General features: G+C 45.7%; 19 protein-coding genes. 7 read left to right on the forward strand and 12 right to left on the reverse strand.

Annotation, left to right across the window (positions count from 1 at the left end; all coding sequences use genetic code 11):
* Positions 1-14: 14 nt before the first annotated feature.
* The 6 genes from nusA to QT984_RS05345 all read right to left on the reverse strand — a co-directional run bounded on the left by nusA (position 15) and on the right by QT984_RS05345 (position 7114).
* Positions 15-1292, reverse strand: coding sequence for a transcription termination factor NusA (nusA, locus tag QT984_RS05320; protein WP_333057841.1), 1278 nt, complete (start codon positions 1290-1292; stop codon positions 15-17).
* Between the two features lie 292 nt (positions 1293-1584).
* A complete protein-coding gene (gene rimP, locus QT984_RS05325) occupies positions 1585-2052 on the reverse strand; it encodes a ribosome maturation factor RimP (RefSeq protein WP_333057842.1) in 468 nt (155 codons plus the stop codon).
* A 324-nt stretch (positions 2053-2376) separates the two neighbouring features.
* Positions 2377-2592: a MoaD/ThiS family protein gene (locus QT984_RS29750; RefSeq protein ID WP_445243017.1), complete on the reverse strand. Its 216-nt coding sequence runs from the start codon at positions 2590-2592 to the stop codon at positions 2377-2379.
* Positions 2565-2825 carry a hypothetical protein gene (locus tag QT984_RS05335; protein WP_333057843.1) on the reverse strand — a complete coding sequence of 87 codons (261 nt, stop codon included), beginning with the start codon at positions 2823-2825 and terminating at the stop codon, positions 2565-2567. The genes QT984_RS29750 and QT984_RS05335 overlap by 28 nt, the downstream gene beginning before the upstream one ends.
* 72 nt (positions 2826-2897) lie before the next feature.
* Positions 2898-4289, reverse strand: a complete 1392-nt coding sequence (locus tag QT984_RS05340) for a response regulator (RefSeq protein ID WP_333057844.1) — start codon at positions 4287-4289, stop codon at positions 2898-2900.
* On the reverse strand, positions 4286-7114 hold the full coding sequence (locus QT984_RS05345) for an ATP-binding protein (RefSeq protein WP_333057845.1): 2829 nt from the start codon (positions 7112-7114) through the stop codon (positions 4286-4288). Before QT984_RS05345 ends, QT984_RS05340 begins: the two co-directional genes overlap by 4 nt.
* Positions 7115-7327: 213 nt before the next feature.
* Here QT984_RS05345 and QT984_RS05350 point away from each other — a divergent pair, with 213 nt between their 5' ends.
* Positions 7328-7501 carry a hypothetical protein gene (locus QT984_RS05350; RefSeq protein ID WP_333373432.1) on the forward strand — a complete coding sequence of 58 codons (174 nt, stop codon included), beginning with the start codon at positions 7328-7330 and terminating at the stop codon, positions 7499-7501.
* 685 nt (positions 7502-8186) lie between these two features.
* Here the strand turns inward: QT984_RS05350 and QT984_RS05355 are convergent.
* Complete coding sequence (locus tag QT984_RS05355; RefSeq protein WP_445243016.1) at positions 8187-9638, reverse strand: hypothetical protein; 1452 nt, start codon at positions 9636-9638, stop codon at positions 8187-8189.
* Between the two features lie 613 nt (positions 9639-10251).
* On the opposite strand from QT984_RS05355, the gene QT984_RS05360 reads away from it, so the two are divergent.
* Complete coding sequence (locus QT984_RS05360) at positions 10252-11751, forward strand: GUN4 domain-containing protein (RefSeq protein ID WP_333057846.1); 1500 nt, start codon at positions 10252-10254, stop codon at positions 11749-11751.
* 349 nt (positions 11752-12100) lie between these two features.
* Positions 12101-12364 carry a hypothetical protein gene (locus QT984_RS05365; RefSeq protein WP_333212631.1) on the forward strand — a complete coding sequence of 88 codons (264 nt, stop codon included), beginning with the start codon at positions 12101-12103 and terminating at the stop codon, positions 12362-12364.
* A 17-nt stretch (positions 12365-12381) separates the two neighbouring features.
* Here QT984_RS05365 and QT984_RS05370 read toward each other — a convergent pair whose 3' ends face one another.
* Complete coding sequence (locus QT984_RS05370; RefSeq protein ID WP_333233941.1) at positions 12382-12531, reverse strand: hypothetical protein; 150 nt, start codon at positions 12529-12531, stop codon at positions 12382-12384.
* Entirely contained in the window at positions 12494-13021 is a 528-nt protein-coding gene (locus QT984_RS05375; protein WP_333057848.1) for a P-loop NTPase family protein, read from the reverse strand. The genes QT984_RS05370 and QT984_RS05375 overlap by 38 nt, the downstream gene beginning before the upstream one ends.
* 428 nt (positions 13022-13449) lie before the next feature.
* On the opposite strand from QT984_RS05375, the gene QT984_RS05380 reads away from it, so the two are divergent.
* Together QT984_RS05380 and rph are read left to right on the forward strand one after the other, a co-directional pair.
* Positions 13450-14016, forward strand: a complete 567-nt coding sequence (locus QT984_RS05380) for a nucleoside monophosphate kinase (protein WP_333373446.1) — start codon at positions 13450-13452, stop codon at positions 14014-14016.
* Between the two features lie 126 nt (positions 14017-14142).
* On the forward strand, positions 14143-14862 hold the full coding sequence (gene rph / locus QT984_RS05385) for a ribonuclease PH (protein WP_333233931.1): 720 nt from the start codon (positions 14143-14145) through the stop codon (positions 14860-14862).
* Between the two features lie 391 nt (positions 14863-15253).
* Here rph and QT984_RS05390 read toward each other — a convergent pair whose 3' ends face one another.
* Complete coding sequence (locus tag QT984_RS05390; RefSeq protein WP_333373436.1) at positions 15254-20149, reverse strand: CHAT domain-containing protein; 4896 nt, start codon at positions 20147-20149, stop codon at positions 15254-15256.
* An 81-nt stretch (positions 20150-20230) separates the two neighbouring features.
* Between QT984_RS05390 and rnhA the strand changes: the two genes are divergently transcribed.
* Positions 20231-21136: a ribonuclease HI gene (rnhA, locus tag QT984_RS05395; protein ID WP_333259765.1), complete on the forward strand. Its 906-nt coding sequence runs from the start codon at positions 20231-20233 to the stop codon at positions 21134-21136.
* A gap of 98 nt (positions 21137-21234) precedes the next feature.
* Here rnhA and QT984_RS05400 read toward each other — a convergent pair whose 3' ends face one another.
* The gene (locus tag QT984_RS05400) at positions 21235-21768 is read right to left on the reverse strand and encodes a dual specificity protein phosphatase family protein (protein WP_333212627.1); all 534 of its coding nucleotides are present in this window, start codon (positions 21766-21768) and stop codon (positions 21235-21237) included.
* Between the two features lie 57 nt (positions 21769-21825).
* On the opposite strand from QT984_RS05400, the gene QT984_RS05405 reads away from it, so the two are divergent.
* Positions 21826-22464, forward strand: coding sequence for a pentapeptide repeat-containing protein (locus QT984_RS05405; protein ID WP_333373439.1), 639 nt, complete (start codon positions 21826-21828; stop codon positions 22462-22464).
* Positions 22465-22822: 358 nt separating this feature from the next.
* On the opposite strand, the gene QT984_RS05410 is transcribed toward QT984_RS05405, so the two are convergent.
* A complete protein-coding gene (locus QT984_RS05410; protein WP_333373449.1) occupies positions 22823-23887 on the reverse strand; it encodes a TIGR03032 family protein in 1065 nt (354 codons plus the stop codon).
* Positions 23888-24565: the final 678 nt, after the last annotated feature.

Below are 24565 nucleotides of genomic sequence, written 5' to 3' on the forward strand. Positions count from 1 at the left end.
AAATGTCACAGTTTTTAGACAGCGGCTTCGGTTTCCTCCGTAGCTGCTGCCTCCTCTTCCTCAAATTCTGCGGTTTCCTCGTCGTAGTCGCCTGCTTCCTCGTAGTCGCCTTCTAGTTCTTCGAGCCTAGTTGCTTCTGCAGCCAATTTGCTGTCTTCGGCCGCGCGATCGTACTTAGCAATATCTTTGATATCGATTTTCCAACCGGTGAGGCGGGCTGCGAGACGCACGTTCTGACCTTCTTTGCCAATGGCAAGACTCAGTTGGTCTTCAGCGACCAAAATGTGAGCTCTCCTGCCTTCTGGAGCAACTAAACGTACTTCATCTACTCTAGCGGGACTCAGAGCGTTAGCAATATAAGTTGCTGGGTCTGGAGACCAGCGGATCACGTCGATTTTTTCGCCCCGCAATTCGTTGACTACTACCTGAATCCGCGATCCCCGCGCTCCGATGCAGGCTCCTACAGGGTCTACGTCGCGATCGAGAGTATCAACTGCTATTTTAGTCCGGGGGCCGACGTGCCGGGATGGCGGATTTGCCTCCCTGGCTACGGCAACAATTCTCACCACCCCGTCTTCTATTTCTGGTACTTCGTTAGCAAACAGGTAAACCACCAAACCTGCGTCGGCTCTAGAAACAAGTAACTGCGGCCCACGAGTTGAGCCTTCGCCTACTTTTTTGAGATAAACCTTGAATGTAGCGTTGGCCCGATAATTGTCGTTGGGCAACTGTTCGCGCTTAGGGAGTTCGGCATCTACTTCTGGCTGACCGAAGCTGCTGGTGACAGCTAAAATTACCGACTGCCTCTCAAACCTGAGCACTCTTGCTTGAAGAACGGTTTCTTCTAAATCTTTAAACTCTTCTTGAATCATTTTGCGCTGTTGGTCGCGCAGTTTTTGAGCGAGAACTTGTTTGGTCTGGATCGCCGCCATGCGACCAAATTCTTTTTGATTTGGTGTTACGTCTACGAGCACGATGCTCCCAGGTTGAGCTTCCGTGGCTACTTCTTGCACTTCCGTAAGTGAGATTTCGTGATCGGGATTGATGACTTCTTCGACAATAGTTTTGTTGGCTAAAACGCGGAAACCTTCTTGTTCTGCGTCTAGTTCTACATCAAAGTTGTCGAAGTATTCTTCGCTGAAGTGGTCGAGTTTTTGGGTACGGCGGTAGCGTTCGTATCCTTTGAGCAGAGCTTCTCGCAAGGCTGCTTGGACGGCGTGTTTGGGTAAATTGCGTTCTTTGCTAATACCTTCGACCATTTCTTTTAGTCCGGGCAGGGGAACCATTGACATATAAAACTCTCCTTTTTTGCTGTGGTAACAAGTAACTGGTAATCGGTAATTGGTACTGGAAAAATTTCCAGAAAAAGTGATGACGAGGAGTGATGAGTTACTGGATAGGATTAGGGAAGCTAGGTGCAGTAACAATTTATTTGTTGTTCCTCTTCAACCCGCTGCTACAGATGTGATTGTTAAAAATTAACTCGCAGCCAAGCGTTTTCAGCTTGCTGCGAGGCAATCGCAAAACTCAAATCGGGCGGGCACAGGGGCACTGCCCCTACAACTCAAAACTCAAAATTTCCCTTTACATCTCCTTTCCTTCGTCTAGTTCAACTTTGACAATCTGAGGGCGGGGAATTTTAACCTGTCGCCCTTTTTGATTGAGATAAACCGCTGTTTCATCCCGGCCCAGGAGTAGTCCTTTCCACTCTTTGATTCGCGAGTCGGGTTCGGTGGTTTTGGCTGTCACGGGGAAACCTTTAAAGGTAATGAATTCTCGATCGCTGCTGAGCAATCGGGATATTCCGGGACTGGAAATCTCTAGCACGTAGGCATCGGCTATGATGTCGGCTGCCTCTAACTCGGCATCGAGGGCTGTGCTCATGCGCTCGCAGTCGGCTAAACCAGTGTCTTGTTGGAGGTTGCGGATGTCTACCCGCAAGACGGGAGGATTTTGGTTGGTGTGAAACACTGCTCCCACTACTTCCAATCCCAGTGTTTCCGCAACGGGGGTAGCTAAGTCAATGATTTGTGGGATTAGGGGATGAGTCATATCGAATACTTAAGTTAAAACTCCTAAACTCGGACACGGGCAAGGAAAAATTTGTTGTTGAGATTGCTTGGTTTTGAGGTGGTTTGATTAGGTGGCTGCGACTTTCGTCTTCAACTTTGGGACTTACCCAACATCCCAGCAGGGATCTCAAGCGGGGGGATACCCCTACTAAATCAGTCCTCAACTTGCAAGTCAGACGCCCTGAGCTCTTTTCCTGCGACTAATGCAACAAAAAAAGTGGGCTTGACCCACTCCTAGGTAAAACAATTTCTTCCAAGAAGTTTGAGGACTTCTTCCGATCGAAGGGAGGCCTCAGTTCTCAGTTTAGCTCGATCGCCCGCCCGGTGACAAACTGATCGCCATCGGCGGACTGTCCGAGGGCAGAAGGGGAGAGCTGACAGGGGGAATAAGGACGACTTCATCACAGTTTTGGAGTGGGGTGTCGCGTGTGGCAAATTCCTGGTTGATACCCAAGCGGGTGCGATCGATCTGAGATGTTGCACCATTCTCGCTTAACAGGCTTTTCGGCCTGTTCCACAAGAAAATCTACTCTTTGTGGAACAGGCCGAAAAGCCTGTTCCTAAAAAGCTTATTGACAATGGTGCAAGATGTGCGATCGCCCCTAGAACAGGGGGAGGAGTGGCACTCAGGCGTTCTAGGACTTGCGATACGGGAGTTTCTTGGGTAAATTGTAATTTCAGTTCGGACAAGCCCTCTGCTTCTTGATAGGGGGCCAAGAGTTTGACAGTGATGGTGATTGGTAGATTAGACATGGGCGATCGGCAAATTACCAGCTATATTGACCAAACAGCCAAACTAAAATTAACCCTAAAAACTCCCCATTACTAATGCTGAATTGGAAGCTCAATAACAAACTCTACCCCCCATTCGGGCGAGGAAATGCAAGTCAGCTTACCACCATGTTTTGCTTCTACAATCTCACGGCTAATAGACAAACCTAAACCTGTCCCTTTACCTACTGATTTAGTAGTAAACATCGGCGTGAATAAATGCTGCATTACTTCCTGAGTTATGCCAACCCCATTATCAGCAATCCGAATCAAAACTCTGTCGCCCTGAAGCATTTCAGTGCAGATACGAATCTGTGGGTTGTCATTGCTCTGTTGCTTTTCCCCGCAGGGCGGACAACTGCTCGTAGACTCTTCTAAAGCATCAATTGCATTCGCTAATACATTCATAAACACCTGATTGATTTGCCCAGGATAGCACTCTACCAGCGGTAATTCGCCGTACTCTTTAATAACCTTAATAGCTGGGCGAGTGCCTTTACCTTTCAATCGATGACCTAAAATCAACAGGGTACTATCTAGCCCATCGTGAATATTCACTGGCGTTAGTGCCGATATATCCAACCGAGAGAAATTACGCAGTGACATAGAAAGATTGTAAAGTCGCTCTGTTCCGACCGCCATTGAATCAATAATTTTTGGCAAATCTTCCACAATAAAATCTAACTCAATCTCTTGGGACTTCTCCTCAAATTCTGATGTCGAATTAACGTGGTGCTGGCAAAGCCGAGTTATCTCGATCAAATCGGCAATATATTCCTTGGCAATAGGGATATTATTGGAGATAAAACTAACTGGATTGTTAATTTCGTGAGCTACCCCAGCTACAAGTTGACCCAGACAAGCCATCTTTTCACTTTGAACGATTTGCACCTGAGCTTTTTTAAGATTATCCAAAGCTTGAGAAAGTTCAGCGGTTCGTTCTTCCACCCGTTTTTCTAACTCCTGCGCGAGCTGATGTAACGCTGCTTCGGCTGCGATCCTGTCTTCAATTTCCCGTTTGAGAAGCAGATTTTGATCGGCGAGAGTTTTAGTCAAAGAACGCAGTTTTAAATGGAGATTGACGCGAGCTAATACCTCATTTTGTTCAAAAGGCTTAGTAATGTAATCCACAGCCCCTAGATTAAAGCCTTTGACTTTATCTCCTATGTCAGAAAGAGCCGTCATAAAAATTACCGAAATTTCGTTCGTCAACGGACTTGCCTTCAGGCGATGGCAGGTTTCAAACCCGTCAATTCCTGGCATCATCACATCTAAAAGAATCAAATCAGGCTGAGTATATTCAGCCTGTTCGATGGCGGTTTCGCCATCAGTTGCTACCAATATCTCCCATCCAAAACCCGCTAAAGCTTCAGAAAGCACGTCTAGATTGCTAGGATTATCATCGACGATTAAGATGCTACTTGTTTCAATATTTGCTGCCTTCATTCTTTTTCTATCCTGTGGGATGTAATAAACTCTTTAATTTTTTTGACCTGATAGCCTTGGGCTAACTGGCGCAGCTCAACAGCAAAAGACACAAATTTCTGATCCAATTTCTCTAAGTGTTCACTGCGCTTCACAATTCCTTTCACGTTGCCTCTCATCGCCAGTTCAAGTAGGAGTTCCATTTCTCCGGGCGGGGGAGCCACTACAGAGTTCGATTCAGAAAGTGATTGAGGCTCAGAGGAAAAGGCAATATTGCTGATTTTTTCATTTTTTCGTTCCTCATATATCCATTCAAGTTTTAAATACTTTTGCAACATCTCAAATAGCTCTTCTGCCTGCACAGGCTTACCGAGAAAATCGTTGGCTCCCCCCTCCAAACTTTTATGTTGGTCGGTAGCAAATACACTGGCAGATGAAGCAATGATTGCCACGTCTGTATAGTCTGACAAATTTCGGATACGGCGCATCATCTCAAAGCCATCTAACACTGGCATCACTAAGTCAGTGATAATCAAATCGAACTTAAACTCTTCTACTTTTTCTAAACCTTCTTGACCGTTTTTAGCTTCGGTTACTTCAAATCCGAGGGGTTCCAGGAGATTGACAATGACTGAGAGATTTTCCCATTTGTCATCCACAACCAAAACTTTCTGTTTTCTACCTTGGTACCCAACTAGCTTTCTTTGCTTGGCAATCGTGACTGTATTTGCCCAGTCTGCCGCTTCCGGTAAATCCAAATCTAGCCAAAAAACACTGCCTGTTCGTGACTGACTTTTTACTTGAATGGTACTACCCATCATTTCGACAATTTTCTGGCTAATTGTTAAACCGAGTCCGGTTCCTTCCGCCTGACGCTTGCTCTCTCCTACCTGTTCAAAAGGCAAAAATATTTTTTTTAAGTGTTCTGGCGTCATACCAACGCCAGTATCTTCTATTTGAAACCGAATTTTGTGAATTGGTGAGGCTGGCTTTTGCTGATGGCTTTGTACCTTTGCACCTGTCCCCTTTTCCAGATATTCTATCTTAAAAGTCACTCGTCCCGAGTCTGTAAACTTAATTGCATTGCTCAGTAAGTTAATTAGTACCTGTCGCAAGCGTTTTTCGTCAGCGTAGATGCCAGCAGGAATTTCCGAACTGGGTTGATAAACAAAAGCAATTCCTTTTTGTTCGGCTCGGATGCGGCAGATTTCCGCGACTCCCTGCAAAAAGGAAGGAAAATGAAAATCTTTCGCGTACAGTTCCAGTTTCTGGGCTTCAATTTTAGCGAGGTCTAAGATGTCATTGATCAGGGTTAGCAGGTGGGAGCCACACTGGTGAATAATACTGATGCCTTGGAGTTCCTTGGGAGCCATCGTTTTTGAGCGTTCTAGGATTTGAGCGTATCCTAAAATTCCATTGAGTGGTGTTCTCAATTCGTGACTCATATTTGCTAAAAATTCACTTTTAGCTTGGTTGGCAGTATCCGCGATTTGTTTGGCTTCCGTGAGTTCAGCAGTGCGTTCTTGTACTCTGATTTCTAGTTCGGAATTGGTCTTGGCTAGCGCATCAAAGGATTCGCGCAACTGTTGTGCCATTTGGTTGAATGATTGACCCAGAACTTCTAGTTCTTCTACGCCTTTTACTTGCACATTTTGGTCTAAATCTCCACTAGCGATTGCCCTAGAAGCTTCACTCAAGCGAAGAATCGGGTTAGTAATCCAGCGTGCGGTTAATATTCCTAAAACCGTAGCCAGTCCCAAGGCTCCTAAACACAAAAAAATGGTCGTCTGGGTGTTAACATTAATTTGCTCCATGAAGTCAGCTTCGGGAACTGTGATTACAATTAACCAGTCCAAACCGCGATCGTCTTTATAAGGAAGCGCTTGTAGAAATTGTCGTTGGCCATCGATCCAGAAGTCAAGCTGTTCTCGCTTGGTAATTTTTTTTAGGTCGCCAAATTGCTGTTGTAATTGCTTCGTAGCAGAGCTTATTAAGGGATCTGTGCTTTTAGCTGCATTGATGCGTTTAGCTTTCGCATTTTCAACTAAAAATGGCTGCTCTAGGGTAGAGCTGGCAACGATGAGTCCTGAGCGCTCGATGATAAAAGTTTGCCCTGAACGACCGATTTTTATATTTTTGAGAAAGTCACTAATTTGTGTTAGAAAAAAATGATCGGCGAATACCCCAATGACTGCTCCTTTACTATCATTGAGAGCAACACTAGCAGGCAAAACCATTTCTGGGAAAGCGTGATAGGAAAATATTTCGCCCCACACTGGTTTGCCTGCTTGGACGGCAGCCACGTACCAGGGTCGTTCCTCTATCTTGAAGTCGGGCTTTTCCTGAATGAGCCTTATACGCTCTCCGTCTTTAGTCATATCATAAAATCGAATACTTCCCCCTGTGGCTTGGCCGGCTTCCATGATTTGCAAGGTGTCTTTTTTAGGTTTTAATGCCCCAATAAAGCCATCATATTTTTGACTACCGAACATAATGGAACCTGCTGTCGGAAATAACTGTACCTGCTGCACAAAGTAGCGCTCTAGGCGTGGCAAGTCTTGAACGTCAATTTGACCTAGGCGGACAGCCTCAAGATTGATTTGATTGACTAGGTGGGGAGCCTCTAAATATTCGTTAAGCTTCTGATTGATGCGTTCGGAGACTTCACTGCGGAGTTGAGTCGCAACATTATTGACAGCTTCTTGTCCGTTGCGTACCGAGACCCAAGCGGTCAGCCCGACGGCGGCAAAGATTTGCACGACGAATGGCAACACTAGGATCAGGCGAAGTGACAGCTTTTTTTGAGAACGGTTTGACAGAAAAGTGGTGCGAGATGTGTGTGACATTGATTGGTGTTACTCCTGGGGTAACGAGTTGAGGGAAAATCTCTGTGGATTTAGTGAAATGAGACTGAGGAAATATATATTGAAAAGCTATCTATAATAGTTATTGAAACTTTTTAGAAAGTAACTTGCTTGAACCAGCATAGCTACTCTAGGTGTTTACTATGAGAGGGTTATAATTATAGCTGACTAAAGATGCTGAAGGGGAACATCTCAATGAAAGCACCTAAGTTAGAAATTGGATTTTTGAGGCTCTCTTGCTGCGAGGCAGGAGGGAGGAGGCAGGAGGCAGAAGGCAGGAGGAAGAAGAAGTGTTTTTACAAATATGAGATGCTCCCTGCTGAAGCGCCTGATTTTTTTACTAGCATTTGTAAAAAAAAATTTTTTTGAGAAAATCAGCTAGCAATTCTATCTAATAGATTACTTGGTTTACAGCTATTTGTAGTGGTTTTTAACTTTACTTTACAGATGGGCAATAAAAAATATCATTTCATCTAAATTAGATATATAGCAATCCTAAATGATTCGTGTAATTCTTGTAGGGGCTCTCCCCACGCCCGGTTGCCCCGATGCAGGCTGGGGTAGGCACGGGGAGTAGGGGTAGCACTACCCCTACATATTTTTACAAATGATGCGAGGATTGCTATATAGCAATCCTCGCATCAGTTTCAATAACTGGTTAACTTCCAAGCTCTGCCTGGGAACCGATGTAAGCGAGGCTCTGCCTCGGCCCCGACTATGGAGGCTCTTCCTCCGGATCTGCGTTACCAGGCTCTTCCTGGTAACGAGTATAATCATTTAGGATTGCTATATATTGATATAATATACGTCTAAAAAAAATGAGCTTTATCGCTAAAAACGTGAGTTCCCAGACCGCTGAGGACCCTAACGGCGGTCTAACTCACTACCGCGCTGAATGTGGGATGCACAACTCTGCAGATGACTCTGGTAGAGAATGCCGATCGCACATGAAACTTTACAATTCCAGCAAGTTTCATTTGCTGGAGTTAAAGCAGGGTAATTGCTAATTGCTAATTGGGGAAGAAAAAAATAAGTAAAGCGGTGGAGACTTGCGCTAACGCGGGGCTATCCGTTGCAGTTCTTTGGCTTGTTCTAAAATTTTCTCGAAGTCTTCTTCGCTCAACCGCTGAATGTAGTTGATTTTGAACTCTTCTAGGAAATCGCACAGCAGCAGTTGTATTTCTTGCCAGGTTTGCTGCTGTTGCAGTTCGGTGCCTAAAGCTTGCCCGAAATGTTGGACTAGCTGGCTTGAAAGTTTGATGCTTATGGGGTCTTCGCTGGCGATTTTGAAGGCTTCGTAGGCATCTTGGGGGCCGAGGGTGGCTAATTTTGAGAGTTCTGCAACTAATTGCTGTGCTAGCTGTTCGGGCAGGTTTCCCAGACCGGGTACTTGCTTCCATCCTTGATAGAGGGGGGATTGTTTGAGGAAGCTTTCAATATTGTACCGGAGGAGGGCTTCTAGGTCGGGCTGGAGTTGGGGGAGGACTTTGTAGACGGTTATTTGGACGAGATGGGTGGCGATCGCTTCTATTTCATTGATATTGTTGATGTCTAGATAGCGCTGTTTTGGGGATTTAAAGAGTTGACGAGCGAGTTCGCCTGTGGTAATTGATTGTTGCATCTGGTTGATGAGTTGAATTACTACAACTTCGGTCAATTCTTGGGCGAAATTGGCGACGAAACCTCGGCTGATTTGGGTGCGTATGGGTTGGAGATCCGGCATTTTGGCTTGGTGGATGCGAATTGTGACGGGTAATATTCGCAACAGGCGCCAGAATGGGAGCAGCAGGAAGATGTCGTACCATCGCCAGAGCATGGCCGATCGCCAAGTGACGCTGCGGTGGCGGCGGCCGATCGAGTAGGTACGGGCTAGAAATTCGATCGCGAATATGGCAATAAATGGCAGGTCAATTAGCCAGAAGTTATCGGTAAATTCGCCGTTTTCTCCAATCTCGCGGTAATAGTTGGTGGCGATTAATGGCTTGATTTTGGAGTCAAACCACTGGATTTCTTTTTGCCAGTCTTGTTTGTTTAAATAGTCAGGGCTCCAAAATCTTTGGAATGATTGTTTAGCGGAGTCTTCTGGATTCGGGACGCGATCGCGCATCCGGTCTTTGATTTTTTCTAGGGTGCCACTTTTTGATGCTACTCGAAAGGGATCTTCGTCGATCATTTTCGCGCTCAGATTGTTTATTTCCTGCAATTTGGCTGCTACTTGGGGAGAGGGCAATCCTGTTTGCACTACTTGAATTTTTAATTCTTCTAAGGTTTCCAGATATTGCTGGGTGTCTCGGTGGGGTTTAATTCCTTTAAATGGGTCGTATACTTGAGTTAGAACTGGGAGTTGCCGGAAGTAGAAATCTCGTCCGGGGACGTAAGTTATGTCAAATAATACTAGGCTTAAATTTCCTAGGGCGACCAGTGCCATGAACCGCTCGAACCAAGGTACTTTTGGTGATTTTTTGCGGGAGTTTGGAGTTGGAGAGGGCAGTAGTTTTGGTGTCACTAGCGGTTCCTAATTAAGTAGACCGATCGAAATAGATGTAACTGGTAATAGCTGAAAAAAGGAAACAGGGAAAACTGGCTAAGTGTCCGATCGAGTTCGGATGGCGATCGCGGAAGCTAGTCTTTATTTTAACGTGCGTTTGTTGGGGATTTTTGGATTGTTAATTATGCCTGGTTAAGTTAAATATTTTACGGGTAAAATATTTAGGTCGATCGAACTTGACGGAAGCTGTGGCTCCCGTTAGTGTGCTTCTCTCTGGCAATAAAATTATATCTCAGGCGGAATCCTTAGTTTTTTTGGCGTTGCAGTGCTCACGGGGCTGGCAATAAATGACTATTTCTGTTTGATCTACGGGCTATTTGACCGCTAAATCAAATGTATTGCACGCAGCGGAGTCTAAGGTTAGATGTGGACTTCGAGTTTGAGGTCAAACCCTCAAGAGAGTTATACTTGCTCAGGGGTGGCAGTCTGGTGAGAGCGCCCCCTCTGATGGCGAGGGTGGCTGCCGCCTCCGCAAGGTTCGAGGTTTCGCCTCTACAAAAACCAGCTCGCGATCGGACTCTTGAATAATATAAAACCCTTCCTACTAATTTTGTTCGCATTTTTTTAATATATGACATACTGCCTTAATCTCGATTGCCCAAGAGACAAGCGTCAGAACCCACCAGGCACAAAGTATTGTCTTAATTGTGGTTCAAAGCTGCTGCTAAAAGACCTTTATGCAGCAACTGAACCGCTACGCGATGGGGGATTTGGCAGGACTTTCCGAGCTGTTAATCATGGAAAATTTGAGGAATTGTGCGTGATTAAACAGTTGTCACCCCCTCAAGAATTTCAGCGGAAGCCCGGTCATTTTAAAAAATATGTTCGACTGTTTGAACAAGAGGCAAGGCGGTTATACGAACTGAAGCACCCGCAAATTCCTCAGTTAATTTCTTATTTTGAGGAAGATGGGCGCTTGTATTTGGTGCAAGAGTTTATTGATGGCAATAATTTAAAGGATGAGTTAGATAAGTACGGTGCTTATAGCGAAATTAAAACTTGCGAACTGCTGTTAGATTTGTTGCCTTTATTGAAGTTTGTTCATGACAGAAATGTAATTCACCGCGATATTAAGCCGGAGAATGTGATCCGCCGATCGCGCGATCGTAAGTTAGTGCTGATAGATTTTGGGGTTTCCAAACAGGTAGTAGCTGCTGCTCCCACCAAAACAGGAACGAAGTTGGGAACTCCCGGCTACGCGGCTCTAGAACAGCGTCACGGTAGGGCTGTTCCGGCTAGCGACCTTTACAGTTTGGGGGTGACTTGCATTCGCTTGCTGACTTCTGTTATGCCTTATCTGGATATCTACGGGGACATTCACGATGACCTTTACGATCCGCTTGAAGGCCGGTGGCTGTGGAGGGAGGCTTTGCCAAAAGGAACACAAATTAGCGAGGATTTAGGTCAGGTTTTGGATAAGTTAATTCAGGAATATGTTAAAGATCGCTACAAATCTGCTGTGGAAGTTTTGGATGCTTTAAAACCTCCTGTTGTTGTTGTCCCCGTGCTGGAAAAGTCGCAGCAGGCAACTGTTGTTAGTCCTTCGGTTCCGACTCAACCTGTGACTGATACTCTGTTAATTTCTGTGAATTTAGACTCAGAAAAAGGTATTGATTATTCTCACTTGGCAAGGCTGCTGGCTGCTAAAAATTGGCGTGGTGCTGATGAGGAAACTTCTGTGAAAATGCTGGAGGTGATGCAGCAAAATTCACGGGGTTATTTGAGTGAGGAAGATATTAGGAAGTTTCCAGCTAAGGATTTGCAGACTATCGATCGACTTTGGGTGCGGCACAGTCACCGCAGATTCGGTTTTTCTGTGCAAAAGGGTTTGTGGCTCAAGTTGGGGGGAAAGCCTGGTGTTTATGATGCTACAGTTTGGGAGAAGTTTGGCGATCGAGTGGGCTGGCGGGTTAACAGCCAGTGGGTATACTATTCGGAGCTGAATTTTTCTTCTAAAGCAAAGCCTGGACATTTGCCGGGGGGGACTGTTTTTGGGTGGGAAGGCGGGGTTTTGTGCGGTGTTTTGGGTTTGGGTGGGATCTGGTTTCTGCTGTCGCGGCGGGATTTGTAAAACTCACATCTTGCACTATTCTCGCTTAACAGGCTTTCCGGCCTGTTCCACAAAGAGTGAATTTTCTTGTGGAACAGGCCGGAAAGCCTGTTCATAAAAAACTTATTGAGAATGGTGCAATATCTCAGTAAAAGGAAGGTAGAAGGTAGAAGGCAGAATTTATTAGTGAGGCTGCACCCCAAGCGAAGTCGAAGTGTTAGTCATTAAATAGTTTTGAGTTGGGAATTAAAGAGTTAATAAGTGTGGAGTTTAATCATCTGTTCTGTAAAAAGTAGCTCTAAAAAAAGCGAAAAATAAGATATAATCCCAAACTATTTTTTTTGTGCTATGTTCTTAGAGAAGGGCAAGTTTGCAAAGTCAAAAGCCAGTCTTCGGTCGTGGCCAACGAGGGGGACTGGCTTTGGCTCCAATTTACCAAGGAGATTTATCTAGTATGTTGCAAGAAAAACGTCTCAAGCCGTGGACTATAGTTCGCTCGCTTCCAAATGTGGAAAAGGTGGTTGTGGGTGAGTTTCGCAGTTGGTCTGATGCAGACGGTCACTTGAAAATTCTCAAGCGGATGGTGCCGGCAGATCGATTGAGTGTTGTCTTCGATCCGGTAGTTCAAGCGTAACGTCGCTGGTAAATTGATCAGCGTGCGATCGCTCTTTGAGCTAAGCGATCGCCTCTTTTTTTTTGATACTGTTTTTTTACATAAAAAATGCGATCGCTAAACAGGCGATCGCAAATTGAATCATTGTCCTTAACTGCGGCGAATTTCCGTAATTTGGTCGGCAACATCCAAAATTCTTTGGGGCATCGATGGCCCGGTAAAAATCATATCCAAATGATGGGGCTTGTTGTCAATCAATGCCACCACTTCGGCTTCGGGAATCAAGCCCAAATTAACCGCTAAACTCAATTCATCGAGAATAACTAAGGCATAACGACCTTCACGCACCGCATTTTGAACATACTGCCACAATTGTTCGATCGATCGCGTCTCCAGCTCATCTAGATCGGCATTCTCAATACAGCGTGACAAATCGCAGCGCATCCAATCTAAATTTTGCCCCAGCCGCACCGGATGCTGGTGCCCTTGATTAATTCCCCCTTTGAGGAACTGCACCGCTAGCACGGGAGCTCCCTGTCCTGCAATTCTGAGGGCCTGAGCCATGACACTGGTAAAAAAGCAGCGGTGCGGGCCTGTAAAGACTTGCACCAGCCCTTGAACTGTGTAGGGCAAGCTGTGGGTTAAATTGAGTTTAGGGGTTTGTAACTGAGCAACCATAGGGCAATATTTAATCAGCAACTAAGTCTTGAGTGCAGCTCCGACCTTGGTGCGGCTGAAGCCTGCTTGACAATATATAGTGTACTGGGCCGGGTGCACATCCGATCGAACACTATATATATAAGTTGTCAAAAGCTCGCGGCAGTGGCATTCGCAGTCGTTTGTTCGATTTTTGAACTCAATTAGCACTTAGGCAGAAACGGGGTTTTTTACTAAAATACGGCGTGGAGCTTGACATTTATACAGTTATAGGGTGAAAAACCACGGTGATGAGAGCATTTTTTGTAGGAAGTTATTTAATCCACGATCCTTAGATAGTTAGAGGGTGAAAAAGCAAGGCGATGAGAGTCTTGGGAAGTCCAGGACTGTGAAGAAAAAGTACACACATCGCGTAAAATTTGAATGTCGCGGCACTAGGAGCAGGGACTGTGAGAGTGGTGATTCTGGGAGGGCCAGGAGCGGGAAAGGGAACTCAGGCTGAACTACTGTGCAGCAATTTGAGCCTTCCTTTGCTGGCTGTGGGGGATATTCTACGGGAGGCGATCGCAGAAGACACAGATTTAGGCAAGCTGGCGGTGTCTTATGTCGAAAAAGGGGAATTAGTTCCCGACGCAACTATGATTGAATTCTTTCGCCGCCGACTGCTGCTGTGGGATGTCTTTAATGGCTGGATATTGGAGGGCTATCCGCGAACTGCTTTTCAAGCTGAGGAGTTGGATTTTTTATTAGAGGAGTTGGCGCAGGAGCTAGATTGGGCAGTTTGGCTGAAAGTGCCGATCGAGGTTTTGCTGAGTAGGTCGATCGAGCGCGATCGATCGGATGATCACCCTGAAATTTTACAGCGTCGGCTCGATTTGTTCCACGAACGCACTATTCCTCTTTTAGAGTATTACGAATACCGCAACAAACTGTTAACTATTGATGGTGATAAATCCCCAGAACAAGTCCAGCAGGATATTCTCAAATTAATCGAGGCTAAGAGCAAATCATTATAGGATTTTAGATTTTAGTAGATTTTAGATTGAATGACTGCATATTTACCGCATCAAAAAAACCGGAATATTAATACCAACTTTTAAAGTTTTAATGCCTAATTACCTATTACCAATCACCTAAATATTATGTCTTTCCAACGTCCCGATGGCAGACTACCAAATCAAATTCGTCCGATTAGTTTCGATCGACAGTTTACCAAATTTGCTAGCGGTTCCGTGCTCGCGAAAAGTGGCGATACTCAGGTACTTTGCAGCGTTACAATCAAGCCGGGAGTGCCTAGATTTCTGGAGAATACCGGACAAGGTTGGCTGACAGCGGAATACCGAATGTTGCCGGGATCTACGCCGCAGCGACAAGAGCGGGAATTTATGAAATTATCGGGACGGACTCAAGAAATTCAGCGGTTGATTGGGCGCAGTTTGCGATCGTGCTTGGATATGCAACTATTGGGAGAACGCACAATACTTGTCGATGCGGATGTTTTGCAAGCGGACGCTGGGACTCGCACGACTTCAATTACTGGCGGGTTTGTGGCTGTGGCTGACGCTTTGAACAAGTTGGTACAAAAAGGTGATTTAGTGCGATCGCCCTTGATTCGCCAAGTGGCGGCCGTGTCTGTGGGACTTTTGGAAGGGGAGCCATTTTTAGATTTGAATTATCTGGAAGATGTGGCGGCTGAAATTGATTGTAATGTGGTAATGAATGGAGATTTGAATATCATCGAAATTCAGGGAACTGCGGAAGAGGGAAGTTTCAGCCGGAGTCAGTTAAATCAAATTTTGGATGTGGCAGAAACTGGAATTCAGGAATTGTTGGAGGCTCAGCGACAGGCTTTAGTTGGGTAGTCCGGCAGTCCGGCAGGGGTTGAAACCCCTGCCTCAAAGCTAAAGTCCTCTTAAGAGGACTGAGAAGAAGAATTTTTCAACTCATTAGTCCTCTTCAGAGGACTTTAGCTATTAGCCAGGGAATTCATTCCCTGGCGGACTGGCGGGCGGGCGGGAGGACTGGCGGACTGACGATTTAAGTTGACACAAATTGGCCGGGCGCCGTGTTCTCTATATAATAATTCCGGTGCAATCGGAAACGATATCAAGCGATCGGGTGGTGGCGGACTCGGCATAAAAAATAGTGAACAGGCCGATCGCACTCGGAACTTGCTTGCTTGCGGGCGATCGACTTTTCCCGAAAAACCATTAATATCCCACTAATAACAACTCACTAATCACTAATCACCCATCACCAAGGACTCCCAATCATCACAAAAGCCGACCAATAATAAGGATGCGACAACTTTAAATCCGCAAACCCTTGCAGCGAAGTCGGCAACTCCACCCCCTCACCCCGACTCAAACCGCGCAATCGGCCACCCTCCAAACGCACATCCCCCCGCAACATCGCAATTTGCGCTTGTCGCAGCGCCGCCCCCTTAATTCGCGCCGTCTTCAACTGCTGGTAAAACTCACTCATCAATCCCAAAGTACCTTCATCACTCACGTACCACAAACTTCCCAAAGCCGTTTGCACCCCCGCTTGCAGCGCCAAACCCCCAAAACCCAACTCGGCCTGTGCATCTCCCACCGCAGTCCGACAAGCACTTAAAACTAACATATTCACCTGCGGATCATTCAATCTCAAATCCCGCAATTGATCCAGTCGCAGCCGACTATTCCACAACTGAATAAAAGAATTATTTGGTGTTCCAGGTCGAAATTCGCCGTGAGTAGCTAAGTGAATAACCCCAAAAGATCGGCTTTGATGCTGTCGCTTCAAATTCTCCAAAGTGAAATCCTCATTCAGAAAACTAACTCCCGGCCACTCTCTAGAAATAGCGGCTATTTCTGCAGGAACCGCAGGCAAAGGATTCAACTCGGAAAATTCCGAGGCACCCATTGCTAAAACTTGAGAATTTCTGAGATCGACGTAGCGGGTATCTGTTAAATTAATGCTGGGCATCAGGCTGAGATTGTACTTTTCCACCAAAAATTGCTGTCCGTCGTGCAAAGCAGCAAAGGGCATACCTCTCAAACCTCGATCGACAACAAAGGAAATAGTATCCGTTTCGCACTTTTTCAAACTGTCCTCTAAAGGCCCAATCATCCACTTATAAAGCTGTTGGGAAGATGGTAGATAACTCGTAGTAGCCCGCACCCCCGGTTTGGTAATCTCACCCCTGAACTCATTTACAACTTTCAGAAGTTCTTGTCGGTTCGCTGACGGCACACTTTTGTGAACCACTTCACCGCAAGAAGTGATCAGCATTAAATTTAATTCTTCGGGCTGCGAGAATAGATAAATTAAGCTGGGTTTTGTGCCGGTTTCTTTACCCGCTGATTCTAACTTTTTTTGAATTTCCTCTGGGGATACCAACTCGTTGCTGATGTTGATGCCTAAATATTCCCCGAATTCTTGGCTGAAAGATTTGTCCAGCAGAGACAAAGCTTCCGATATTTGGCCTGTCTCCAAATTCCTGCCGATGTCGCCGCGAAATGCTGACTGAATAACTGAATCTAGGATATTTGAATTGATGAAATTTCTCACTTCTCTGGGAAATTGCATCCTTTCGCGCGGCATCCTTTCTCCGGGTTTTCCTATATCTCGCGATATTCTGTTTTGATTCTGCCGCTGTTGGCGGCTAAAGGGTTGGTTGGGATCGGGGAAAAGCGATCGCCCTCTATCTAATGCAAATCTATCCCTTGGTAATATTGGCGGCGAATTGGGATTATTAGGATTATTGGGATTATTGGGATTATTGGGATTATTGGGATTATTGGGATTATTGGGATTATTGGGATTATTCGGATTATTCGGATTATTCGGATTATTGGGATTATTCGGATTATTGGGATTATTCGGATTATTGGGATTATTGGGATTATTCGGATTATTCGGATTATTGGGATTATTGGGATTATTCGGATTATTCGGATTATTGGGATTGTCGGGATTTGTTGGTTGATTGGTAGTTACGATCGCACTATTGCCTTGAGTGTAAGAATTTATGAACGATCGCCCTTGAGTAATCGTACCTGAAGCATTGCTGGCGATCGCCCCAGCAGTACCGTTAGTCGTCGCATCTCCCACCGCAAAAGGTATCGGCGGATTGACATCACCGCCGCCGTGGCGGATCGTAACTGTACCGGGTTGAGTGTCGCCAAGAGTCGAGATGCTAACAGGAGTGCCGTTTTGGTTAAAAGTACCCGTCACTCGAACTAAACCCGGAGTTGCGAGCTCAACATTACCGCCCGGAGCATTTATGGATGCAACGCTGATATCATTTTGAGCGTTAAGATTTACTGTAGAAGTGCGATCGACCCTAACAACAGGATTAACATTTATTCGCCCTATTGTGATTTCGTTTGCGGCTAAAATACTCACAATTTCCGCAGCATTTATATTGCCAGTGCTGACACTTCCCCTACTGCTATTAACATCAACAGCGACTCCCTGCAAATTCCCCGTATTCACATTGTCTAACGCTCTGAAAGTGATATTTTCTGTTGCAGTGATGTTGGTCATTTGCAGATTCCCGCTAGTGCTATTGACATTCACTCTCTCTCCCTGCAAATTTCCGGAACTTACATTGCCAGAAGCTGTTACATTAATATTCCCAGTGGCTGTGGTATTTGCAGTTTGAATTGTTCCAGAGTTACTATTGACATTCACTCCCACTCCCTGCAAATTTCCGGAAGTTATATCGCCTAAAGCTGTTACATTAATGTTACCAAGGGATGTAGTATTGCCGATCGCAATTTTTCCCCCATCGCTATTGACCTCAACTGCTCCTCCTAGCAAATTCACTGCATTTAAGTCGCTGGATGCTCTCAAAGCAATAGTGCCAGTGCCAGCATCGATCGATAGAACTCTAATATTAGTTTGGGCATTCAAATTTACTGTAGGAATGCGATTGCTTCCGTCTGTGCTGGTGGTAGGATTGACATTAATTGTCCCTGCTGTAATTTGCTGTCCTGCCAAAAGTCTGACATCTCCATTCGTAGCGATTGCCCCCGTATTAACACTCCCATTGCTGCTAGCATTGACAGTCGCAGCGGTGAGATTGCCTACCGTTAAGTCCCTCAAAGCTGTCAAATTGATATTCTCAGTTGCTGTGATATTGACTGGTGTAGTATTAGGCACAATGGTATTGGCATCAGTCACAACTCCCAATTCACCGGAGTTACTGGTAATATCAACATTAGACCCCTGCAAAGTCCCAAAATTCACATTGCCAAAAGCTCTGAGTGCGATCGCCCCAGAAGTCCCAGTATCGATCGACCCTGTTACTATATTGCCTCGAACAGTATTCAGACTAATACTGCCGTTGATATCAGCACGAGAAATGTCACTTGTCAATATAATATTGTCATTAGCTTGAATATTAATTGTCGAACTAGACGTTAATCTGCCCCCAACTACCACTCCTGCTTCCCTGCTTTCGAGATTAATTTGACCGCCATTAATATCTCTAGTTGCGATAATTCCCGGCGCTGACAAAATCACCGGCCCGCCTGCCGAAATATTTTCAATAGAAATCAAATTATTCGATAAAATAGACGCAGGAGTAAATATTGCATCGTCACCTAAAGGATTAGGTTGTTCATTATCACCCGGAGTATCCGTAGGAGAATTAGGAACATTAGGAGAATTTGCCAAATTTTGCACTCCAGCCCGCAGAATTAAGGCCGGACTGCTGGTTAAAATAGCAATATCGGGATCGCCACTCAGATTTTCCCTACCCAATGCAATATCGGGGCCGGTAATTGTAATCTCCTCGGCAACAATGCTCCCCCTCGCCTCGACTTTCAGCGAAACTCCGGTATAATCTCCAAAGAAAACATCTCCTTCCGAACTGATAATCGGGTCAAATAAACTGACAAAGTTTCCCGGCATTCCCGACAAATTGCGAATCGAAAAATTGCCACCAGAAACAAAGTGAGCATCCCCCGAAATAATGCCGTTGCTAACCAAACTCAAATTGCCGCCGCTTTGGAATTGCGGGGGAAGAGATAAGCCGCCGATCGCATTTTGAGTGAGAATATCGATCGTGCGAGATCCCTGAATGTATAAATTACCCCCAGCCTTCGCCAAAAAAGGATTCTGGGCGCTGTCCCTGACCCGCACCGCATCCCCACCCAGCAAACTCAAATCCCCCGCAGTTTGCAGCCTAGCGCCCGCTAACGAGAGATTTTCCGCAGCCCATAAATTCGCACTTCCCGCATTCAACTGCGGCAGCCCAGACACATTAGCAGCAATCGCCACATCCCCAGAATTCACCTGCAAACCCGAACCCACAAGCCGCACAGAACCGTCATCCGCAACCGCAACACCCGCCGCCTGATTTTGCCCAGTACCTGTCAGCAACTGCGGCAAAGAAACAGGATTCAAAGTCTGTTGAGAATTCCCAAAATTTCCGCCCGTTGCTATTTCCAAACTCAACAAATGCCCCGGTTGACTAATGCGGAGAACATTATCTCCCCCAACAGCAGCAACAGTAATTTGCCCGCCCGCAGCCGACAACTGCCCCGTACTAACAACCGTACCGCCAAGCAAAGCCAAATTTTGCCCAGGATTCACCGCTAAATTGCCAGCATTAACAATACTTCCCGGTACACCCGGACTAAAATAAAAAGCATTTGGCGTACCAAGCAAGGCGCTAAAATTATTTGTACCCGCAGCATTAAACCAATTTGAACCAAAACCGACACCAGTAGCAGTAGTTGCAGTAAAAGCCGCCGGCACATTCAAACTCGCGTTCGGGCCAAACACAATCCCCGCAGGATTAATTAGAAAAAGATTAGAATTGCCGCCCGTGACAGTAATTAAACCGTTAATTAGCGAAGCGTCCCCGCCAGCAATTCGAGCTAATATATTTTGAATAGCCGAATTAGTCAGAAAATTAGCAATTTGACCTTGATTCAAGCCAAACTGCCCAAAACTGTGAAAAAGATTCGCGCCGTCTCCCGACAAACTGCCGCCGTTGATATCATAGCGGTTGCCGATCGGGGTGACAACAGTACCCGTACCGTCAGCAGCAGGCACTATGGGCTGTGCTTGCGCGAAAGTATTAAAAATTAACAAAGAAAAGGGACAAATAAATAGCGCAACCTTTTTAATCTTTAAGTTGGCATTTTTCATAGTAGCAAGTAAAACTATCTCAATTGCCTTAATTATCGCACTTGCAAACAACTTACCTCTAAATTACACATTAATTCGCTCATGACAACTCCCAAAATCAAAAGCCTCTACACAGACGGCGCTTGTTCCGGCAACCCAGGCCCAGGTGGCTGGGGTGCAGTAGTTTGTTTCGCCGACGGCAAGTGTCACGAACTCGGAGGTGCAGACCCCCAAACCACTAACAACCGCATGGAAATGCAGGCTGCCGTCGCTGCGCTGGAATTTTTTGCCAATTCCGGTCAAACCGAACCTGTCACCGTTTACACCGACAGCGAATACGTTAAAAACGGCATCACTAAATGGATTCAAGGCTGGAAAAATAAAGGCTGGAAAACCTCAACGGGCAAAGATGTTGTCAACCAAGACCTCTGGCATCTGCTAGACAAGCTGAATTCCCGGCAAATCCAGTGGGAACACGTCCGCGGCCACTCCGGCGACTTCTACAACGACAGATGCGATGAAATCGCCCGCAGCTTCTCGCACAATCTCACTCCCGAACTGCAACAGCAGAAACCAACGGGAGACGAGGCCGGGGCGGGCACGGGGGCACCGCCCCTACGCTTTGACAACACAATTGTTTCGGAAGAAACGGACGTAACTGGTAACAAAACGATAGAATCCTATGTCATAACTTCTGACCTTCCGATCTCCAACTCTACCATGATGGATTCAACTGCCGATACCCTGGAGAACTTGCCCCGCGAGGTGAGGGTTCAGGACCTCCGCAATCTGATCGAAACGTTGCACATCGCCGACGAGGTTGCGACGAAAGGCTACTTGATTACCAGTTCTGAACTGGCTGATTTGATGGATGTAAATGCCAGCGCTGTCACCAGTCGTGGAGACAACTGGGTTTGGCGAAATTGGGTAGTGTCGCGGGTGCGGCGCGAGGGCAACCAAATTCTCTGGCAATTAGAGAGAATTGACCACGTTAGTACAACTGATTAGTCAGTTGGCAGTTGGCAGTTGGCATTTGGCATTTGGTCAACTGTTAACTGTTAACTGTTAACTGTTAACTGTTAATTAACTAACGGTGCAACCGGAGTTCATATAACAGGACGACCATCATCTAAAAGAGCATTAAGTTCTCCGGCAACTTGCCAAGGGTTTCGACCTTTGAACAAAGCAGCAAACACGGCTTCATAGGGATTTCTACCAGTTTTTTTTACTGCTGCGATCGCCTGTTTGTTAGATAATCCCCGCCCGCTAACCAACCAAGCAGCCAAAACCTGTCCTGTACGTCCGATCCCCCCAGAACAGTGAACTACGACCCGTTCGCCTTTGCTATTTGCAGATGCCAAAAATGGTAATATGCGATCGAGCAAAATATCCCTATCTACCAATTCAAAATCGGCAATCGGAGCCCAGCAAACTCGATCGCACCCAAAGATATTCCGATACGTTCCCAGTAAGTCCCCGTAGCGGATGAGTTGGGAATCGGGAAGCAAACAGCAAACTTGCTTGATATTGTGCCCCTGCATAAATTCAATCCACTCAGCAATTTCTGCATCGCGATATCCAGGTCTCGCTGCACCAAATACAATTAATTCAGTCTCCGAAGCCGCCGCAAATTTGTGCATAATGTTTTCAATAATTTTACCTATAATTAAGAAATACCAACAAATCCTGAATCAACAGTGAAAAACAAGAGTTCGATCGCCTTAATGAACTGGCTGCAACCCAAACCAGAAACCGTTTTGTTATGCGACTCAATTGTAGCAGCTTCTGAGATGGCATTCATGCTCAACGGTGAGTGGGATGGGTGCAATAGTTTAGTCCTCCCTAAATCCGACAAGGTAGCAATTGAAGCAGCCGCCCGTTTGCTGGAGACATCGTGGTGCTACCAAAATACTTGCGAACCAGTTTTAATTCGGCTGGGAGTTGACGAATTGCTGCGCCGTTATGGAATTGGAGACAGGTTTTTTATTAATGCTAACTTGCGATGCGCGCAATTGAGCGAACTTTGCTTGGAAAACATTGATTTGAGTTATGCTAAATTAAATTTGGCTAACCTCAGCGGCAGTAATTTAAGCAAAGCAAACTTAATGGCGGTACAGATGTCAGCAGCAAATTTGAGTGGCAGCAATTTGAGTAAATCGCAACTGGTGAGGGCGAACTTATCGGGAGCAAATTTATCAGATGCTAATCTCAGAGGTGCGGATTTGAGTTATGCAGATTTAAGCAATGTTTGTTTAACAGGTGCGGATTTAAGAGGTGCAAATTTAGCCAGAACAGACTTAAGAAAAACCAGCTTAGATGGGGCGATTGTTGAGTAATATCAAATCCCGCTTAAATACTTTCTCTCACACCGCGTGGGTAAATCCTGTAAACATTTTAACATCAAACCGACAGTCCGGCAGGGGTTGAAACCCCTGCCTCAAAGCGCAAGTCCTCTAAAAGAGGACTGATGAGTTCTTGAGTCCTCTTTTAGAGGACTTTAGCTATTAGACAGGGGTTTCAACCCCTGGCGGAGTAGCGGGTGGGGGGGAGGACTGGTGGACTAAAAGCTTAAGTTGACACGCTTTGGGTAATGCCGTTTCCCTACGGCGATCGATCGCACTTCCGGGGTGTGCTTCATAAACGTGGAATCTGCTGTATCTGCGTCCATCCGCGTACATCCGCCACCATCTGCGGTTAAAGTTCCAAAGTAATTAACTGAGCAATTTCGTCAGTCTGAAAACCCAACGCCATCGGCTTTTGCACTGTCGGAATCACTTGTACATCATAGAGTTCGGTGACAATTCCTTCAAAGCGCAACCAGTGAACGATCGCCCCCGTAGTCAAATCAATCACCATCATACCACAGCGAGCTTCAGCATCCTTGGCCAGCAACAACTCATCCAATTCTAAACCGCTAAAAGTGTTGTCACCTCCCCGAGGTTTCGAGAGTCCAACAATTGCCCAATTTTGCCAAAAAGCCAGTCCTCGGACATATCCCGGACAAAACGTAATTGCCTCAAATTTTCCTGTTTCTAAATCCACATAACCGAATTCTCCTCTCCCCGAATTCAGCAGCCACAATTTATCTTGATACCAGCGGGGTGAATGCGGCATCGACAATCCCGTGACGATAATATCATTAGATTCAATATCAATAACTATACCGCCATTTTTTCTGCGATCGCGCCAGCCATCCACCACATCCGACTGACTCGACGCTGTGACATATTTCGCTTCTCCTTCTACCATTGCCAAACCGTTGAGGTGACAGCGGTCTTCATTTATATATTGTGAGATAAAACCTGGTTTCCAGAGAGGTTTGCAACTGTGGCGATCGCTCAAAGTAGCGATACAATTAAACAAAGTGCTAATAAAAATGATTTGATTATTTTTATCGACTGCGATATCGTGAATGTCGATATCTCCTGTAGTATAACCGATCCTTGGTATATATAATTTATCGTATCCTTGGTATAATTTCCCGGATTCTAAGACATTATCTAATTGCCAGAGTTGATATTTTGAGCTTAGATACAGGCGTTCTGGCGTGCAGAAAAGTCCCATTGCGCGATCGAATATTCGCCAAAAAGCCGAGATTCTGTTGGTTTCTGGCGCAGCACCGATTAACATTAACCTGCTGGTTTGATAGGTGGTGCAAGCGAGGCTGATTTGTTGTTGAGTTAACCAAGATGGAAAATCGCGATCGCCAAAAATCTCGTGTTCGTGGGCTGTATTGAAAGTGACTTGTTCGTTATTCATAGAATCTAGAGGCATATCTTTAATATATCCCAAATGTAGCGCGATCGTAATTCCGTCGCCTTGCGGGTTTTCTCCATCGTACTTGACCCAAATCAACATTCATCTGCGTAGATCCGCGTAGACCCGCCACCATCTGCGGTTAAAATTCCCAAGTAATTCTGTACTCATGGCAAAGATCCGACTTTTCCGACTTTATGATCCGACTTTTCCGACTGACAGAGGCAGGGGCCCTAAGCAAAGATAGAGATAGGGAAAGCCAACCCACGATGTCTAAATTGTAAAGATATCGTAAACCTGGATGTTGTGTTGCGAAATGTTAAATAAAAGTATGCTATAAAAGATATGTCTTTAGGATGATGCAATTAAAGTCATCTCATGTTATCCAAACCCATTCCCCCACGAGGCAAGTGAAAGCCCACTTCATATCAGGACTACCCCGCTCAGGCTCTACTTTACTGGGTGCACTACTACGACAAAATCCCCGCTTTCACGCTGCTATGACTAGCCCAGTCGGGGGATTAGTGGAGAGAATGTTGGAAGCCATGAGCGAAGATAATGAGTTTTCCGTGTTCATTTCCTCTGAACAAAAACGGGTACTGATTATCGGGACTTAAACAAATTTTAAGCCCAAACAAAGCCTAAACTGGCTTTATAAGCGGAGAATACGTCCCAATTTTG

Source organism: Microcoleus sp. Z1_B2, from assembly GCF_036700325.1.
Classification (GTDB): domain Bacteria; phylum Cyanobacteriota; class Cyanobacteriia; order Cyanobacteriales; family Microcoleaceae; genus Microcoleus.